Below are 17,748 nucleotides of genomic sequence, written 5' to 3'. Positions count from 1 at the left end.
AATATGGCGCCCATGACTACCGTCGCCGTGATTGGTGGCGGGCAGGCCGGGATCGCGGCGGGATACTTCCTACGCCGGCGCGGTCTGGAGCCGCTGAGCCGGCGACAGCCCGCCGATGCGCCCGGCCACCGGTTCGTCATCCTGGATCACTCGCCCGGCCCGGGCGGGGCCTGGCAGTTCCGCTGGCCGACGCTGACGCTGGATAACACCAACCGCATCTACCAGCTGCCCGGGCTGCCGTTCGACGAGATGGGGACCATCCGGGCCTCCACCGCCATGCCCAGGTACTTCGGCGAATACGAGGACCGGTATGCCCTCGATGTGCGCCGGCCGGTTCACGTGCGCGCGGTGCGGCCGGCCCGGAGAGGCTTCACGATCGACACCTCGGTGGGCGAATTTCCCGTCGACGGGCTGATCAATGCCACGGGGACGTGGGACAAACCGTTCGTCCCGTTCGTGCCCGGCGCCGGCACCTTCCGGGGACGTCAGCTGCACACCCACGACTACCAGCGACCGGAGGAGTTCACCGGCCAGCATGTGCTCGTGGTGGGCGGCGGTATCTCGGCCGTGCAGCTGCTCATGGAAATCTCCGGGATCGCCTCCGTCACCACCTCGTGGGTGACCCGGCGCGAGCCGGTGTTCGTCACCGACCTCACCGTCGAGCGGCTGCGCGCGGCGGTGGCGGGTGTCGATGAGCGGTCGCGTCGGGGCGAACCGCAGCGGTCGGTGGTCTCGGCGACGGGGCTGCCGTGGACCGCGGAAACCGCCGAAGCCTCGCGGCGTGGGGTCCTGACCCGACGCCCCATGTTCAGCCGGATCACCCCGACCGGGGTCACCTGGCCCGACGGCAGCTCCCTGGAAGTCGACGTGATCCTGTGGTGCACCGGATTTCGGCACGCGCTGGACCACCTGGCACCCCTGCACCTACGCAACGGACGCGGCGGCATCACCATGACCGGCCGGCTGCTCACTCAGGTCGCGGGGCAGCCCGCCATCCATCTGCTCGGCTATGGCTCGTCGGCAAGCACCATCGGAGCCAACCGCGCATCCCGTGCCGCCGTGGTCGAGCTGATGAACTATCTAGAAGGACGTACTGCCTGAGGGCTGCAGGACAAAACCGTGCTTCTGATCGCCCGTGACCACCTGGCAGGCGGTGACGCTACCCGCCCCGACGGCACACGTGACGTTGCCATAGGTGAGCTTCTGGCCGACATTGAGCAACGGTGCTTCAGGCTTGGTACCGCACGACCACGCGCCCTTGCTGATCTCGAAGGCGCCGTCACCCTTTTGCGCGACGGTGCCCATGGGGCAGGTGCCGACGCCGGGGATGTTCACACCGCCCAGCCCGGGCACATTCGCGCTCGCGCCACCGATACCGGGCACATTCGGAGCGTTCGGGGCGTCTCCGGGAATCCCGGGAACCGCGCCGTCGCAGCTGAGTCGTTGACGCGAGGTGGGTGTCATGTTCGGGGAGGCACGGAACATGCACCCGATGCCGTCAGGGGTGGAGAAGTGAATCGATCGCACCGAAGAGTTCTCGTTGGTGACGAAGAAACCATCGGGCGGCACCACGGCGAACCCGCTCAAATCGGGGAAGGCCGGGTCCGCGTGCGCAACGGCCGCACCTCCGGAAAGCAGCCCAACGCCAAGCGCTGCACACACGCCAGCAACATAGGAAACTAGCTTTACAGGTACTGATGTCGACATGCGCAAGCTTTCGGTATGAGACGCCGGATTATCAGCTTTCATGATACTGGCGACGCCCGGCACAGCACCGGCGACGATAGTTCGACCGTTTTACCCATCTCATCGGGCAAGATGGCAGGCATGGTTGATGGGCAGGGCTCCCCGCGCGTACTGGTGGTGGACGACGACGCCGACGTGCTCGCCTCGCTGGAACGCGGCCTGCGCCTCTCCGGATTCGAGGTGAATACCGCCAGCGACGGCGCCGAGGCGCTGCGCTGCGCCACCGAACACCGTCCGGACGCGATAGTGCTCGATATCAACATGCCGGTGCTGGACGGTGTCAGTGTGGTGACCGCGTTGCGCGCGATGGACAACGACGTACCGGTCTGTGTGCTCTCCGCACGCACCTCGGTCGACGATCGGGTCGCCGGCCTGGAGGCCGGTGCCGACGACTATCTGACCAAGCCGTTCGTGCTCGCCGAGTTGGTGGCCCGCGTCAAAGCGCTGCTGCGCCGCCGCGGCGCAGTAGCCACGTCGTCGACGGAAACCATCACCGTGGGGCCCCTGGAGGTGGAGATTCCGGGCCGGCGCGCCCGCATCAACGGTGTCGAGGTCGATCTCACCAAACGCGAGTTCGATCTGCTGGCGGTACTGGCCGAACACAAGACCGCGGTGCTGTCACGCGCCCAGCTGCTGGAGCTGGTGTGGGGCTACGACTTTGCCGCCGACACCAACGTCGTCGACGTGTTCATCGGTTACCTGCGCCGCAAGCTGGAGGCCGGCGGTGCACCCCGGCTGTTGCACACCGTGCGCGGTGTCGGGTTCGTGCTGCGTTCGCAGTAGCGACGGATGAGCACCTCGCACGAGAACCCGCCAGTCATGGGCCGCCCCAGCAAGCACCGCAGTCAACGGATCACCGATCTGTCCTACCGGTTATTGGAGAAGCCCATGCGGATCTTCTCGCTGCGCACCCTGGTCGCCATCGCCGCGCTGGGCGTGATGGTGCTGGTGGTGACACTGGGCACCTGGGTGTGGCTGGGCGTCGAGGAAGACCAGTACAGCCAGCTGGATCGGCGCCTTGATTCGGTGTCCAGCCTCGGTGCCGTGTCGAATCTGCTGAATTCGGTGATCAGCTCCGACAAGAAACTCGACACCCCCGACGGCCTGGTGCTCACCGCCCGCGTGGCCGGCCTCACCAAATCCATCCCTACCGACACCGAGCTTCCGCTGTTGGAGCCGGGCTACGCCAACACCAAGATCAATGGTGTCGAATACCGCGTCCGGTCGTTCATCGCCCCGGGAAACATCCCCGTGGCGGTGGGAGCCCCGGTCGCCGAGACACAACGCCAGATCGACCGGTACCACATGCGCATCCTGGCGATCTGCGGCGGCGTGCTGATCGGCACCGTGATCGTCGGCTGGGTCATCTCGCTCATCGTGGTAAGCCCGTTCCGGCTGCTGGCGCAGCAGGCCCGTCTGATCAACGCACAGTCCAACCCCGATGACGTGAACGTTCGCGGTGTACGTGAGGCCGTCGAGATCTCCGAGGCCGTCGAAGGGATGCTCGAGCGCATCAACACCGAACAGGAAAAGACCAAGGCCGCACTGGAATCCGCACGTGATTTCGCGGCCGTCGCCTCACACGAGCTGCGCACCCCGCTCACCGCGATGCGGACCAATCTCGAAGTGCTCTCCACCCTCAATCTCAGCGATGACCAACGCGAAGAAATCATCGAGGAGACCATACGGACCCAAAGCAGGGTCGAGGCAACACTTTCCGCACTGGAGCGGCTGGCGCAGGGCCAGCTCACCACCGAGGACGACCACGTGCCCGTCGACATCACCGAGTTGTTGGACCGCGCCGCGCACGACGCGGATCGCAGCTATCCGAATCTTGAGATTTCGCTGGTGCCGTCGTCCACGATTCTGATGCTCGGGTTGCCCGCTGGGCTACGGCTGGTGATCGACAACGCGATCAAGAACGCGGTGAAGCACGGCGGTGCGAGCAAGATTCAGCTCTCGGCGACCAGCACGGTACACGGGGTAGAAATCGCGGTCGATGACAACGGCAGCGGCATCCCAGAGGCCGAGCGGGTGCAGGTGTTCGAGCGATTTTCACGAGGCTCCACCGCCTCGCATTCGGGCTCCGGGCTGGGCCTGGCACTGGTGGCACAGCAGGCCGAACTCCATGGCGGCACAGCTGCTTTGGAGTCGAGCCCATTGGGAGGCGCACGGCTGGTGCTGCGCCTCCCCGGGCATTGATCCTGGCGAAGCCCTAGCGGGCGCCGAGCAGGTCGATCACGAATACCAGCGTCTTACCCGACAGCTGGTGGCCGGCACCGGCCTCGCCGTAGGCCTGCGCCGGTGGCACGGTGAGCTGACGACGTCCGCCCACCTTCATGCCGGGAATGCCGTCCTGCCAGCCCTTGATCAGCGCGCTCAACGGGAATTCGATGGACTCGCCGCGGTTCCAGGAGCTGTCGAACTCCTCGCCACTCTCGAACTCCACACCGACGTAATGCACGTCGACGACCGATCCGGGGGTGGCCTCCGCACCGTCACCGACGGTGATGTCCTTGATGACCAGTTCGGTGGGCGGCGGACCTGGCTGAAAGTCGATCTCGGGTTTCGTCATGCCAGCAGCGTATCGTCCGGCCGCCGGTGGGCCGCCAGTCTGCTCACCACCCGTTCCACCTTGCCGTCCACACCACGACTTTCCTGCGCGACGGCCGATGTCATGGTGGCCGTCAGGCGCACTCGGTCCGCACGGAACAGGTCATAACTGAATTCGAAGGGCCGGCCGTCGGTATTGCGGGTCACCCGGGTGATAGCCAACAGGGGCCTGCGGTGCGGCACGTCAAGCCATTCGGCCTCACGCGGGTTGGCGCTGACCACTTCGATTGTTTCCGTCGATGAGTCCGCTTGTAAGCCATAACGCACCTGGCACAGCTCGTACAGCGATCCCCCCAACGGCTGTTCGAGCAAGTCCGGCACCAACTCGGCGGGAAAATACGCGGTGTCGACCGATAGCGGCACTCCATCGGCATATCGAAGCCGCCGCACATCGAAAACTTCTGCGCCTTCGGCAATTTCGAGGGCCGCTCGTTCGGCCGCAGTGGCGGGCCGCCGGGAGGTGCCCAGCACCCGGGTATCGCTCGTGTGGCCACCGATGTGCAGCCTGGTGGGCAGACCCACCAGCTCGGCCACGTTGCGCTGCACCACATCGGCGCGTACGAAGGTGCCCCCGCCACGGCCGGTTTGACGCTCCAGAATGCCGGCCCGGCTCAACGGCACCAACGCACTGCGTACCGTCGCGCGCGACACCGCGAAGCGCTCGGCCATCTCGCGCTCGGACCCCAGCCGTGAACCCGGATGCAACGTGCCCTGTGCGAGCATCGACAGGATTCGACGCCGCACATCTTCGGCTACCGGGCCGCCCTCCGACTCCTCCATCTGCTCAGTATCGCCGCAAACGCACCTAGGGGTTAACCGCGTCCGGCGATTCGGGCAGTACTTGCCCGCCGTCAACCACGATGGCCTGTCCGGTGATGTAGCCGGCCTCGTCCGTGGCCAGAAAGGCGGCCAGGTGCCCGATATCGACCGGGCTGCCCAGCATTCCCATGGGGATCGAGCGCGCCATCCCGCTGATGTACTCCTCACCCATGTCCACCAGGCCCTCGGTGAGGATGTTGCCGGGCAGTATCGCGTTGACGGTCACCCCACGCGGCGCGAGCTCGATGGCGGCCGTGCGCATGAAGCCGAGCTGGGCTGCCTTGGACGCACCGTAGTGGGACCAGCCCGGGTACCCGGTGACCGGCCCGGTGATGGATGAGGTGAGGATGACCCGGCCCCGCCCGGACGCGGTGAGCGGCGCCAGACATGCCTGCACGGTGTAGACGGTGCCCTTGACGTTGACGTCCAGCACCTCGGAGAGTTGCTCGGGGGTCATCGTGTCCAACCGCGCCTCCGGGAAGATTCCGGCGTTGGCGCACACCACATCCAGGGCCCCAAACGCGTCTACGACGGTGCGCGCGGCATCCGCACACGAGCCCGGGTCAGACACATCGAGCCGCACACCGATGACATTTCCCGCCCCCAGCTCGCCCAATTCCGCTGTCACCGACGACAGCTCACGCGGCGACCGGGCTGCCACGGCGACATTGGCGCCCGCGCGCGCAAAAACCGTCGCGATCCCGCGGCCAATTCCCTTGGTTCCCCCGGTCACCAGCACCGACCGGGCAGACAAATCGAACATCACTTTCCTCTCCGCCGGCTCAGCCGACTCGACGACCAAAAACTGCCTCCCGCAACCATGTCCGGTCGGTCAGGTAACGCTCCGCCAGACGTGCGGTACGCGCACCGAAGCCATCACTGACCCTGATCGCCGCATCGGCATCGGCGTGTGAGGCGATCCAGGCCGTGAGCATGACCCGCCGCAGCATCACGAAAGCCGGGATCATGCCCAGATCATCGCCGGAGAGCCGACGCACTCGCTGATAACCATCGAGCCAATCCGCGACGGCCGCCTCGGCCATAGGCGTGTCTTCCACCCAGGAGACCACCGCACCGAGATCGGCCATGAACCAAGACCATCCACAGTCATCGAAGTCGATGACGGTGATGTCGGATCCGGGCCGGCCCGGGTCGACCATGAGATTGGACAACCTCATGTCGGCGTGTATCAGGCCGAATCGGTCTGGAGTGCAACCATATTCGCTGAGTCGCCGGATGATGTCCCGTACCGCGGCGTCCACTGCTTCCCGGTCGGCGTCGGTCAGGCCGGGCGCCTGCCGCCAGTCACCCCAACGCGCCTGCGGCCCGAACATCGAGTCCAGATCCCAGCGAAATCGGGTGAACCCCGGTGGCACCCGCCAGCCCTGAGCATGGTGGTGCATGTGTGCGGTCAGTTGGCCGAGCTTGCCGTACCCGACCACGCCCGACGTTTCCTCGGCGGTGCAGCCCGGGACGAAACCCATGGCGTCGACATGCAAGGTGATCCCATCGACACCGACGGCGATCACTTCCGATCCGTTCCGCGCCCGCACGAGTTCCGGTGTGACGACGGATGTCTCGGCGCGAAGCGCACTCATCCAGGCGAGCTCGGAGCGGATCGCGGGCAACGAGTGGTACCCGGGCCGGTGCGCCCGCAACACCATGGGCCGCTGGTCATCCACCAGGTACGTGGCGTTCTCGGAAAGGCTCAACAACCGCAGCGGTGTGTGCGGATCGCGGCCATAACTCGTCAGAGCGGCCCGCGCGAACGCGCTGTGATTCGGCGGTAATCCCGGCATGGGTTGAGTGTGCACCACAAGACGCGCTTAAGCGGACCAAATCGGACCATTTAACGTCAACGAACCGAAACGACTCAGATTGAAACTTCACCGAAACCAACCGGGACGATTTCCCTGATTCGCTTTCAACCTGGGCACTAAGCCAGGTATAAATGAGCGCGTCGCACTAAAACAGCACCGCCGACCTGAACCATCAGGCTTCGCCGGTCGCGGAGAACCAACAAAACCAGACCAAATACGGAGAAGGGATCTTCCGTGAGCGACACCATCGACCCACCCGTCGGCACCACCACCGAGCCCGACAGTATGCAACGACTCAAACCCAATGCCGTCGGTCTGATCGGTGTGTTGTTCATGGCGGTCGCGACGGCCGCCCCGATCACCGCGATGGTCGGGAACGTGCCGATGGCGGTGGGATTCGGTAACGGCGCATACGCCCCCGCCGGCTATCTGGTGGCCACCATCGTGCTGACGCTCTTCGCCATCGGCTATGCGGCGATGTCCAGGCACATCGTCGCCACTGGCGCCTTCTACGGATACATATCGCACGGCCTCGGCCGTGTCGTCGGGCTGGGCTCAGGATTCCTGATCACCCTGGCCTACATGGTTTTCGAAGCTTCCCTGGTCGGCATTTTCTCCTTCTTTGCCAATGACCTCTTCCAGACCTTCTTCCAGGTCGACGTTCCATGGGTTGTCTTCGCAGTGGCCATGTTGGCCACCAACGCGGTGCTCACCTACTTCGACCTCAATCTGGCGGCACGCGTGTTGGGTGTCTTCCTGGTGACCGAGATTCTGATGCTGTCGCTGCTGGCGCTCTCTGTGCTGTTCGCCGGGGGCGGTCCACAGGGCTGGTCTTGGGGATCGTTGAATCCGCTCAACGGCTTTCACGATCTCGGCGGCGTTGTTCAGGGCCCGGCAGGTCCGCTCGCCGTGGCCGGCTCGGCCGGCGTGGGGCTCTTCTTCGCCTTCTGGTCCTGGGTTGGGTTCGAATCCAGCGCGATGTATGCCGAGGAGTCCAAAAACCCCAAGAAGATCATCCCCATCGCAATCGTGACCTCGGTGGTGGGCGTCGGGCTCTTCTACGTCCTCGTCTCCTGGCTGGCCATCGTGGGTACCGGACCCGAGAACGCCGTTGCGCTGGCGCAGGATTCGTCAACAGCCGGCAATATCTTCTTCGGCCCGGTCCAGAGCCACCTCGGAGTATGGGCGGTGAATCTGTTCAAGGTGCTGCTGATGACGGGATCATTCGCCTGCGGGATGGCCTTCCACAACTGTGCCGCGCGCTACCTGTATGCGCTAGGACGCGAGAACGTCATCCCGGGAATGCGTAAGACGATCGGCTCCACCCATTCGACCCACGGCTCACCGCACGTGGCAGGCTTCGTGCAGACCGCCTTCGCGACCGTGGTGGTGCTGTTTTTCGCCGCCACCGGGCGCGACCCGTATACCGGCCTCTACGGGTTGATGGCGCTGCTGGGCACGACGGCGATCCTGATTGTCCAGGCACTCACCGCCTTTGCGGTGATCTCCTACTTCCACGTGCTGCGCCACCATCCCGAAACCGCACACTGGTTCCGCACTCTGGTGGCTCCGCTGCTGGGCGGCCTGGGCATGGTCTACGTGGTCTATCTACTGGCCAAACACGCCTCGTTCGCGGCAGGAACCGCATCCAATGACTGGGTCTTCACAGCGATCCCCTGGGTGGTTGCCGCCGCCGGAATCGGCGGTATCGCCTTGGCTCTCACCCTCAAGTACACCGCACCACACCGTTATGACGACCTTGGCAGAACCGTGCTCGAGGAGGCACACGAACGATGAGCTTTTCCAACATCATGGATTCGAATAGCTACGCCGGAGTGCACGACGACCCGGCCACCGAATCTCTGATCACCGCCCGGGAACGGGTGCTCGGCCCGTCCTATCGGCTGTTCTACGAGCGGCCGGTGCACCTGGTGCGCGGCCAGGGCAGTCACCTCTTCGACAACGAGGGCAACCGCTACCTGGATGCCTACAACAACGTGGCAAGCGTGGGCCATTGCCACCCACACGTCGTCGGCGCGGTCACCCGGCAGCTGTCCGCCCTCAACACCCACACGCGGTATCTCCACGAGGGCATCGTCGATTACTCGGAACGTCTGCTTGCCACCATGCCCACCCCCATCGACCAGGTGATGTATGCGTGCACCGGCTCCGAGGCCAATGACCTGGCACTACGGGTGGCTCAGAGGTACACAGGACACAAGGGAATCGTCGTGACCAGCGACGCCTACCACGGCAATACCGCGGCGGTCACCGCGATCTCGCCCTCTCTCGGGGGAAACTCGTTGGGAGCGCACGTTCGTACCGTCGCGCCGCCCGACAGCTATCGGACCCCACCGGGCGAGCTGGCCGAGCGCTTCGCCGCCGACGTATCGCATGCCATCGATGAACTATGTGCCGCGGGATACGGGTTCAGCTGCCTGGTGGTCGACACCATTTTCTCGTCGGACGGGATCTATCCGGATGCCTCGGTGTTGGAACCGGCGGCGGAGGTGGTGCGCGGCGCGGGCGGTGTGCTGATCGCCGACGAAGTGCAGCCCGGATTTGGCCGCACCGGCGAAACCTGGTGGGGGTTCATCCGCCATGGCGTGGTGCCCGACCTGGTCACCATGGGAAAGCCTATGGCCAATGGCATTCCGGTTTCGGCGCTGGCAGCCACCTCCGAAGTCCTCGCACCGTTCGCGCAGGATGTCCCGTATTTCAACACCTTCGGGGGAAATCCGGTATCGATGGCCGCGGCCGCGGCCGTCATGGACGTGATCGAGGATGAAAAGCTACAGCTGCATGCCGCGGAGGTCGGCGCGATGCTGCGCACCGAACTACGCTCCCTGGCCTCGACCCACGTCCGGCTCGGCGACGTCCGGGGTACCGGCCTGTACACGGGAGTGGAGGTGGTCGACGACCCCGCCGCCCGCACTCCCGATCGCGCCGGAGCGCTGCACATCGTGAATGAGCTGCGGAACCGACGGGTTTTGATATCGGTCTGCGGACAGGATGGCAATGTGCTGAAAATCCGTCCCCCGCTGGTGTTCTCGCGATCGGACGTGGACTGGTTCTGCACCGAACTCGACGACGTACTGAAAAGCACCGGCTGATCACCCGAAGGCCGTACAGTCGTTTCATGGGCCTTTCAGAATCCGATCGATACGACACGGTCATCGTCGGCGGTGGCCACAACGCCCTGACCGCGGCCGCTTACCTGGCCCGCGCGGGGCAGCGCGTGATGCTGCTGGAGCGGCTCGACGTATTTGGTGGTGCGGCGATCTCGGCACCGGCCTTTGAGGGCGTCGAGGCGCGGTTGTCCCGCTATTCGTATCTGGTGAGCTTGATGCCGCGGCAGATCATCGACGACCTGGGCCTGGACGTCCGCCTGGCCCGACGCAAGTACGCGTCATACACGCCGGATCCGATGAATGGAGGTCAGCGCGGATTTCTGGCCGGCCCCAACGATTTCGCAGAGTTTGGCGCGCTCTGCGATTCCGTGACCCGGCCGATGTGGGATTCAATGCTGCAACCGCTACGCCGACGTGGCGCCGTGCGCACCGGCGCCTGGGAGCAGCTGATCGAAACGCCGATCGGCGAGGTGATCCGTGCCGCCACGCCCGACGATGTACGGCGCGGGGTACTGCTCACCGACGCGCTCATCGGGACTTTCGCGAGTGCCGATGATCTGTCCCTGCAACAGAATATCTGCTTTCTGTATCACCAGATGAATCCCTGGGATGTCCCGATCGGCGGAATGGGTGCCGTGACCGGCTCGCTGGAGGCGTCGGCGCGACGGCACGGTGCCGAGTTGCTGTCCGGGGCGGAGGTCTTGTCGATCTCGCCGGATGCAGAGGTGCGATACCGCAGTGACGGTGGCGAGCACACCGTCGCCGGCGACCGGGTGCTCAGCGGCGTCAGCCCCACCGTGCTGGCCGGCCTCCTCGGCGAGACCCCACCCGCGGGACAGCCGGGCGCACAGGTGAAGGTGAATCTGCTGTTGAGGCGGCTGCCACGGCTGCGTGACGAAAATGTCACTCCCGAGCAGGCTTTCGGTGGAACATTCCACGTCAATGAGACCTATACCCAACTGGAATACGCCTACCAGCAGGCATCACACGGCCGGATCCCCGACCCGCTGCCATGCGAGATCTACTGTCATTCCCTGGCCGACCCCAGCATCTTGTCACCGGAGCTGCGCGCCTCTGGGGCGCACACGCTGACAGTTTTTGGCCTGCATACACCGCACGGGCTCGGCGCCAGCGCCGAACAGCTTCAACAGGCGGTGCTTGCTTCGCTGAGTTCCGTTCTTGCCGAGCCGATCACCGATGTGGTGGCCACAGATACGCACGGCAGGCCATGCATCGAGACCAAGACCACCATCGACCTGGAAAGTGCCCTCGGGATGACGGCAGGCAATATTTTTCACGGCGGCCTGCAGTGGCCCTTCGCCGAGGACGACGACCCGCTGGAGACCGCCGCGCAGCGCTGGGGCGTGGCCACGAATCATGATCGAATACTGTTGTGCGGCTCGGGGTCTCGTCGAGGCGGCGGTGTTTCTGGGTTGGGCGGATATCACGCCGCGAGGGCAGTGCTGGAGACGCACTGAGCCGCACTCCACAGCGAGGTTTCACACCGGCTGGTAGCGGGTACGCGCGCGGTATGACACGTTTCGGCTATACCTTGATGACAGAGCAGAGCGGACCAAAAGACCTTGTCCGTTATGCCGTCGCCGCCGAAAAGGCGGGATTCGACTTCGAAGTGTCCAGCGACCACTACTCACCGTGGCTCAGTTCGCAAGGACATGCTCCCTACGCCTGGTCGGTGCTCGGGGCGGTCGCCCAGGCCACGGAACGAGTGGATCTGGCGACCTACGTGACCTGCCCGACCATGCGTTATCACCCGGCCGTCGTCGCGCAGAAGGCGGCCACCATGCAGATCCTTGCCGACGGACGGTTCACCTTGGGCCTGGGCAGCGGGGAGAACCTCAACGAGCACGTCGTCGGGCGCGGATGGCCCACCGTGGGACGGCGCCAGGCGATGCTCAGGGAAGCCATCCAGATCATTCGCGACCTGCTGTGCGGGGAACACGTGGACGGCAAGGGTGATTACTTCGAGGTCGACTCGGCCCGGCTGTGGGACCTGCCCGATGTCCCGGTGCCCATCGGCGTCGCGGTGTCCAGCGGTGACACGGCGGCACGCTTCGCGCCGACGGCCGACCATATGATCGCGGTCGCGCCCGAATCGGACATTGTGGACGCCTGGCGACAGGCCCGCAGGTCGGCGGCCGCACCCGAGGAGAGCCGCGTGATCGGTCAACTGCCGATCTGCTGGGATACCGACCGGGAGGCGGCGATCAAGCGCGCCCACGACGAGTTTCGCTGGTTCGCCGGGGGCTGGCCCGTGAACGCCGACCTTCCGACCCCTGCCGGGTTCGCCGCGGCAACGAAATTCGTCCGACCGGAGGATGTCGCCGGCAATATCCCCTGCGGATCGGATTCGGCACCATCATCGAGAACGCGCGCGCCTACGCCGACGCCGGGTTTACCGATATCGCGCTGGTGCAGGTGGGAGGCGACAGCCAGGACAGCTTCCTGACCGAGGCGGCCGAACCGCTGCTCGCGGAATTGCGCGCCTCCATCTAGCAAGGCCTCATCGGTGTGACGCGGTCGCTTTCTCCAGAAGCGCACGCAGAGAACGCAAATCGGCTTCCGCCAGCGCGGACAGGCCCGCCGGTGCCGGGTCATCCAGCCCGGCGATCCTCGCCACCAGCTCGCTACCCTCGTCGGTCAACGACACCCGTTTACATCGACGATTGTCCGGGTCGACGCGGCGCACCACCAATCCCCGCCGTTCCAGGTCGCTCACCGCTACGGTGGCCGCGGGGGCATCCAGCGACACCGCTTCGGCAATCGCCTTCATGGTCAGGGACTGCCGGGCAAGTCTTCTCAGGATGCGCACCCTGCTGAACGGGAGGCCTGTCGTCTCTACGACGGTGCGTCTCCAGCTGTCACGATTGTCGAGCACCAGGCTTGCCATGCTGCGCCATACTTCGTCCGCGAGCGATCTATCCGACACGAGACATCTCCCGCGCCGTGGTGCCCTCGATGAGCGGTGCGAGCCGCTGCGCGGACCGCACCGCGGCCGGTGACGTGGACACAATCCCCAGCGTAGCGATGAGCAGGCCCAGCCCCGCGCACATGAACCACAGGGCGGGAGTCCCGATCGAACCACACAGCGCCACACCGATACTCACCCCGACCTGGCGACTGGTGGACGTCACCGCGGAGGCCGCGCCCGCGCGGTCCAGCGGCATACCGCTGACGGCGGCGTTGGTGATCGGCGCATTCACCATCGCGAACCCGGCACCGAAAATCGCGAAGGTCACCAGTAGCTCCCAGATTGGCGTCGCCTCCGACACCCTCGTCAAGAGCAGCGAAGCGGTCAAGAACAGGGTGCCCGCCGCGAGCAGCGACGGCCGTGCGCCGAATCGGCCCACCATTCGGCCCGATATCGGGGAGAACACCAGCGCTCCGACGGCAATCGGGAGATAGATCAGGCCGGTGTGCATTGCCGAGAAGTGGCGCTGCCCCTGCAGATACAGCGACATGGTGAATAAGAACGCACTCCACGCCATGCACGCGCATATCGCCGTAAGAGTGGCCGAGGCAAATGGGATGCTGCGGAAGAAACGTAGATCGATGAACGGGTGCCGCCGCCGGGACTCATAGCGGAGGAACACCGCGAACGCCGCCAGCGCGACTGCCAGCACCACGATCAGTCCGGGCGTCGCCCACCCCAGCGATGGCCCTTCGATCAGGGCGAACACGATGCCGAACAGGAAGAGCACCGCAAGTGCCTGGCCTACGGGGTCGATGTCGCGCATGGTGGCCGACTTGGTCTCCGGCACAAAGACCGCCGTCAGCACGAAGGCCAGCACGCATACGGGCAGGTTGATCCAGAACACGGCGCGCCAGCCCACCCATTGGATCAGCAACCCCCCGACGATCGGGCCTAGCGCCATCGATATGCCCACCACGGCACCCCAGAACCCCAGCGCCCTGGCGCGCTCCACGCGGCCGGTGAAAACCTGCGAAATGATGGAGAGCGCAACCGGATTCAGCATCGATCCACCCACCGCCTGGAGCAGACGGGCGGCGATGAGCAGCCCGACGGTGGGCGCCACACTGCAGAGCAGCGAGCCGATCGCGAAGATCGACAGCCCGAGGTGAAAGACCTTCCGGCGTCCCAGCCGGTCCCCCGCGGCGCCCGAAAGCATCAGCAGCGAGGCCAGGCCCAGGGTGTAGATATCAATAACCCACTGCAGCTGCGAAGTAGTCGCGCCGAAATCCGCCCGGATGGTCGGCAGGGCGACGTTCACGATGGTGGAGTCCATCGACACGATGAGCAGGCTCAGGCAGCAAGACCCCAAGATGACGATCTTGCGGCGCTCACTCAGGGCACCGACGGCCGCTTCCATGAAACCATTGTGAAACCACAACTATTAGCAATGCAAACAGACTTGCGTCACAGTGTCAGATCACTGTGTCAGATCACTGTGTCAGATCACAGTGTCAGATCGGCCGCTACGCGACCGGCACAGATCAGGGGTACTGACGCTCCCCATAGCCGGTGTAGATCTGCCGCGGGCGGCCGATCTTGCCCGGCTCCGAATGCATCTCACGCCAGTGCGCGATCCAGCCGGGCAAGCGGCCCAACGCGAACAGCACGGTGAACATGCGCGTCGGGAAGCCGATGGCCCGGTAGATCAGTCCGGTGTAGAAGTCGACGTTCGGGTACAGCTTGCGCTCGACGAAGTAGTCGTCGGTGAGCGCGGCTTCCTCGAGGGCCTTGGCGATCTCGAGCAGCTGGTCATCGCCGCCGAGCTTGCCCAGGATCTTATCGGCCTGTTCCTTACAGATCCGGGCGCGCGGGTCGTAGTTCTTGTAGACGCGGTGCCCGAAGCCCATGAGCTTGACGCCGTCTTCGCGGTTCTTCACCCGGCGCACGAAGTCGTGGGTATCGCCGCCCTCCGAGCGGATGCGCTCGAGCATCTCCAGCACCGCCTGGTTGGCACCGCCGTGCAGCGGGCCCCACAGCGCGTTGATGCCGCCGGACACGGAGGTGAACAAGTTGGCGTCCGAGGAGCCGACCAAACGCACCGTCGAGGTGGAGCAGTTCTGCTCGTGGTCGGCATGCAGGATGAGCAGCATGTCCAGGGCCCTCACGATCTCCGGGTCGACCTCGTACGGCTCGGCGGGAAGGCCGAAGGTCATCCGCAGGAAGTTCTCGACGAGGGTCAGCGTGTTGTCCGGGTACAGGAACGGCTGCCCGACCGACTTCTTGTAGGCATAGGCCGCGATCGTCGGCAGCTTGGCGAGCAACCGGATCGTGGACAGCTCGACCTGTGCGTCATCATGCGGGTCCAGCGAGTCCTGGTAGTACGCGCTCAGCGCGTTCGCGGCACTGGAGAGCACCGGCATGGGGTGCGCATTGCGCGGGAAGCCGTCGAAGAACCGCTTGAGGTCCTCGTGCAGCAGCGTGTGGCGCTGGATCTTGGTGGTGAAGTCCTCCAGCTGCTGCGGGGTGGGCAGCTCACCGTAGATGAGCAGGTAGCTCACCTCGATGAAGGTGGACTTGTCGGCGAGCTGCTCAATCGGGTAACCGCGGTAACGCAGGATGCCGGCGTCCCCGTCGATGTAGGTGATGGCGCTCTTCGTCGATGCGGTGTTGACGAAACCCGCATCGAACGTGGTGTAGCCCGTGTCAGCCAGCAGCTTGCCCAGCGCGAACCCATCGGCACCTTCGGTCGCGCGGACGATATCCAGCTTGGTTTCGCCTCCGGGGTACTGGAGAGTAGCGAAATCATTGTTGTCGGCCACAGGCATCCCTTCTGAGGTTGAGCGGGCTAGAGAAGAAGGTAGTCGCTCCGCCTCCGGGCCGCCTGGTCAGGGTCGGGCTCGGGGGTCCAGGCGGCTGCCGAACGACCGGCGCCGGTCCCCCCTTCTGCGCGCCGTCGCCAGCGCACCGTCCCATAACAGCTTTGCTCCCGCCGCCATAACCGACGGTTTGAAAGTGTCCTTGGCCAGTCCTGCCGTCGCGGTGGCCTTGGTGGCTGCGCTGGCCTTGGACATGTGCCCGGAATCGAACGGCGGTTGCGGGTCGTATTCGATGCTCAACTGGATGGCCTTGGCCCGCTCCTCCCCGGCGATCTGGCCCGCCAGCCACAACCCCAGATCGATGCCGGCTGACACACCCGCCGCGGTCACCAGACCCGCGTGGCCGGTACGCACGATGCGCTCATCGCCGACCGGGGTCACCCCGAACGGCTTCAGCAGTGGCAGTGTCGACCAATGCGAGGTGGCCCGTTGCCCTTCCAGCAGACCGGCCGCGGCCAGTACCAGCGAACCGCTACACACCGACGTGGTCCAGGCAGCCGCGGGATGCACCCGGCGCAACCAGTCCAGCAGTTTGTCGTCACGCGCGGCCATCGTTGTTCCCGGGCCGCCCGGTACCAGCACGACGTCGGGCGCGGGAGTCTCGCCGAAGGAGTGGGTGGCACCGATGACCAGCACACCGGAATCGGCGGTGACGGGTCCGGGCTCATGCCATACGAATCGAACCTCGGTGTCGGGGATGAAGCGCAACACCTCGTATGGTCCGATGAAATCCAGCGCGGTGAAATCGGGATACAACACAATCGCGATCTGTGTCGCAGCGGAAGTCATACGGAACTCCTGTCGGTTCGTTGGAAAGTTTTGCGGTATTGATCGGGCGATACACCCATGCGCCGAACGAAGTTGCGGCGCAAGGATTCCGCCGATCCAAAGCCGCAGCGGCCCGCGATGACCACCATGGTGTCGTCGGTCTCCTCGAGCTGACGGCGCGCGGCCTCGGACCGGATGCGCTCCACGTACGCCGACGGCGCCTCGCCCACTTCCGCGGTGAACACCCGCGTGAAATGCCGTGGGCTCATCGCGGCCAGCCGGGCCAGCTCCGGCACCCGGTGCGATCCGCTGGGCTCGGCCTCGATGGCCTCCTGCACGTCCCGGATCGGCATTCTCTTGGCCCGCGGCATCCATACCGGTGCCGCGAATTGAGACTGCCCACCGGGCCGGCGCAGGTACAGCACGAGCCAGCGCGCGACCGCCTGGGCCACCTCCGCACCGTGATCTTCTTCGACAAGAGCCAGCGCCAGGTCGATCCCCGCGGTCACCCCGGCCGCCGTCCACGTCTTGTCCGAACTGCGGATGAAGATCGGATCGGGATCGACTGTGACGCTGGGGAACTCGCTGGCAAGCTGTCCGGCGATCGCCCAGTGGGTGGTGGCCCGGCATCCGTCCAGCAGGCCCGCCTCCGCGGCCAGGAACGCACCGTTGCACACGCTGACCACGCGCCGGGCGCCGCGCGCCGCGGCCCGGACCCATGACATGAGCGCGGCGTCGCGCTGGACCGCGGAAACCCCGATTCCGCCGGGCAGGAGCAACGTGTCGCAGCCCGGTTCGGGGTCCGGCAAGGGCTGGGTGACCAACTCCATGCCCGAGCCCGTGGACACCGGCGCCCCGTCGGCCGAGACCAGCTTCACGTCATAGCCCGGCGTAGTGCCGGTCATATGGCGCGAGGCGGTCGCGAACACCTCGTATGGGCCCACGAGGTCCAGAGCCTGAACCCCGGGGAACCCCAGAATCACCACCGAACGCCGCATGTCTGTCAGTGTTCGCCACCTGGGCAATGACGTCCAGGTCGGGTA

16 protein-coding genes and 1 pseudogene are annotated in these 17,748 nt (G+C 65.4%); 7 read left to right on the top strand and 10 right to left on the bottom strand.

What is annotated here, in order from left to right; all coding sequences use genetic code 11:
- The first annotated feature begins 3 nt into the window (after positions 1 to 3).
- Positions 4 to 1,101: an NAD(P)-binding domain-containing protein gene (locus MAB_RS05000; RefSeq protein ID WP_005113368.1), complete on the top strand. Its 1,098-nt coding sequence runs from the start codon at positions 4 to 6 to the stop codon at positions 1,099 to 1,101.
- Here MAB_RS05000 and MAB_RS04995 read toward each other — a convergent pair.
- Positions 1,081 to 1,662 (bottom strand): hypothetical protein, encoded by a 582-nt coding sequence (locus MAB_RS04995; protein WP_005063565.1) that lies wholly within the window; start codon positions 1,660 to 1,662, stop codon positions 1,081 to 1,083. The two genes, MAB_RS05000 and MAB_RS04995, sit on opposite strands and share 21 nt — an antisense overlap.
- A gap of 156 nt (positions 1,663 to 1,818) precedes the next feature.
- Between MAB_RS04995 and MAB_RS04990 the strand changes: the two genes are divergently transcribed.
- Together MAB_RS04990 and MAB_RS04985 are read left to right on the top strand one after the other, a co-directional pair.
- Positions 1,819 to 2,529, top strand: a complete 711-nt coding sequence (locus MAB_RS04990; RefSeq protein WP_005063566.1) for a response regulator transcription factor — start codon at positions 1,819 to 1,821, stop codon at positions 2,527 to 2,529.
- A 105-nt stretch (positions 2,530 to 2,634) separates the two neighbouring features.
- Entirely contained in the window at positions 2,635 to 3,948 is a 1,314-nt protein-coding gene (locus MAB_RS04985) for a sensor histidine kinase (protein ID WP_005113367.1), read from the top strand.
- Positions 3,949 to 3,961: 13 nt separating this feature from the next.
- On the opposite strand, the gene MAB_RS04980 is transcribed toward MAB_RS04985, so the two are convergent.
- Genes MAB_RS04980 through MAB_RS04965 form a run of 4 tightly spaced genes read right to left on the bottom strand, consistent with a single transcriptional unit; the run spans position 3,962 to position 6,977 of the window.
- Positions 3,962 to 4,321 (bottom strand): FKBP-type peptidyl-prolyl cis-trans isomerase, encoded by a 360-nt coding sequence (locus tag MAB_RS04980; protein WP_005063568.1) that lies wholly within the window; start codon positions 4,319 to 4,321, stop codon positions 3,962 to 3,964.
- Entirely contained in the window at positions 4,318 to 5,139 is an 822-nt protein-coding gene (locus tag MAB_RS04975; RefSeq protein WP_005073373.1) for a GntR family transcriptional regulator, read from the bottom strand. Before MAB_RS04975 ends, MAB_RS04980 begins: the two co-directional genes overlap by 4 nt.
- A gap of 25 nt (positions 5,140 to 5,164) precedes the next feature.
- Positions 5,165 to 5,941 carry a 3-oxoacyl-ACP reductase FabG gene (gene fabG, locus MAB_RS04970; protein ID WP_005113366.1) on the bottom strand — a complete coding sequence of 259 codons (777 nt, stop codon included), beginning with the start codon at positions 5,939 to 5,941 and terminating at the stop codon, positions 5,165 to 5,167.
- Positions 5,942 to 5,960: 19 nt separating this feature from the next.
- Positions 5,961 to 6,977, bottom strand: coding sequence for a phosphotransferase enzyme family protein (locus MAB_RS04965; protein ID WP_005113365.1), 1,017 nt, complete (start codon positions 6,975 to 6,977; stop codon positions 5,961 to 5,963).
- Positions 6,978 to 7,232: 255 nt separating this feature from the next.
- On the opposite strand from MAB_RS04965, the gene MAB_RS04960 reads away from it, so the two are divergent.
- From MAB_RS04960 to MAB_RS04945, 4 genes and pseudogenes are all read left to right on the top strand, one after another.
- On the top strand, positions 7,233 to 8,795 hold the full coding sequence (locus MAB_RS04960) for an APC family permease (protein ID WP_005113364.1): 1,563 nt from the start codon (positions 7,233 to 7,235) through the stop codon (positions 8,793 to 8,795).
- On the top strand, positions 8,792 to 10,111 hold the full coding sequence (locus MAB_RS04955; RefSeq protein ID WP_005113363.1) for an aspartate aminotransferase family protein: 1,320 nt from the start codon (positions 8,792 to 8,794) through the stop codon (positions 10,109 to 10,111). Before MAB_RS04960 ends, MAB_RS04955 begins: the two co-directional genes overlap by 4 nt.
- Positions 10,112 to 10,137: 26 nt before the next feature.
- Complete coding sequence (locus MAB_RS04950; RefSeq protein WP_005113361.1) at positions 10,138 to 11,607, top strand: phytoene desaturase family protein; 1,470 nt, start codon at positions 10,138 to 10,140, stop codon at positions 11,605 to 11,607.
- A gap of 53 nt (positions 11,608 to 11,660) precedes the next feature.
- Positions 11,661 to 12,643 (top strand): annotated as a pseudogene (locus MAB_RS04945) (TIGR03557 family F420-dependent LLM class oxidoreductase).
- Between the two features lie 7 nt (positions 12,644 to 12,650).
- Here MAB_RS04945 and MAB_RS04940 read toward each other — a convergent pair.
- From MAB_RS04940 to MAB_RS04920, 5 genes are all read right to left on the bottom strand, one after another.
- Positions 12,651 to 13,037 carry a MarR family winged helix-turn-helix transcriptional regulator gene (locus MAB_RS04940; RefSeq protein WP_005102829.1) on the bottom strand — a complete coding sequence of 129 codons (387 nt, stop codon included), beginning with the start codon at positions 13,035 to 13,037 and terminating at the stop codon, positions 12,651 to 12,653.
- 28 nt (positions 13,038 to 13,065) lie between these two features.
- Entirely contained in the window at positions 13,066 to 14,478 is a 1,413-nt protein-coding gene (locus MAB_RS04935) for an MFS transporter (RefSeq protein ID WP_005113358.1), read from the bottom strand.
- 124 nt (positions 14,479 to 14,602) lie between these two features.
- Positions 14,603 to 15,886 carry a citrate synthase gene (locus MAB_RS04930; protein WP_014850300.1) on the bottom strand — a complete coding sequence of 428 codons (1,284 nt, stop codon included), beginning with the start codon at positions 15,884 to 15,886 and terminating at the stop codon, positions 14,603 to 14,605.
- Between the two features lie 60 nt (positions 15,887 to 15,946).
- The gene (locus MAB_RS04925) at positions 15,947 to 16,726 is read right to left on the bottom strand and encodes a DJ-1/PfpI family protein (protein ID WP_005083146.1); all 780 of its coding nucleotides are present in this window, start codon (positions 16,724 to 16,726) and stop codon (positions 15,947 to 15,949) included.
- Positions 16,723 to 17,703 (bottom strand): GlxA family transcriptional regulator, encoded by a 981-nt coding sequence (locus MAB_RS04920; RefSeq protein ID WP_005083148.1) that lies wholly within the window; start codon positions 17,701 to 17,703, stop codon positions 16,723 to 16,725. Before MAB_RS04920 ends, MAB_RS04925 begins: the two co-directional genes overlap by 4 nt.
- Between the last annotated feature and the right edge of the window lie 45 nt (positions 17,704 to 17,748).

It is taken from the genome of Mycobacteroides abscessus ATCC 19977, assembly GCF_000069185.1.
GTDB classification, from domain to species: Bacteria; Actinomycetota; Actinomycetes; order Mycobacteriales; family Mycobacteriaceae; genus Mycobacterium; species Mycobacterium abscessus.
Note: the sequence above shows the minus strand (reverse complement) of the source record. Positions and strands in the feature narration are given on the sequence as shown.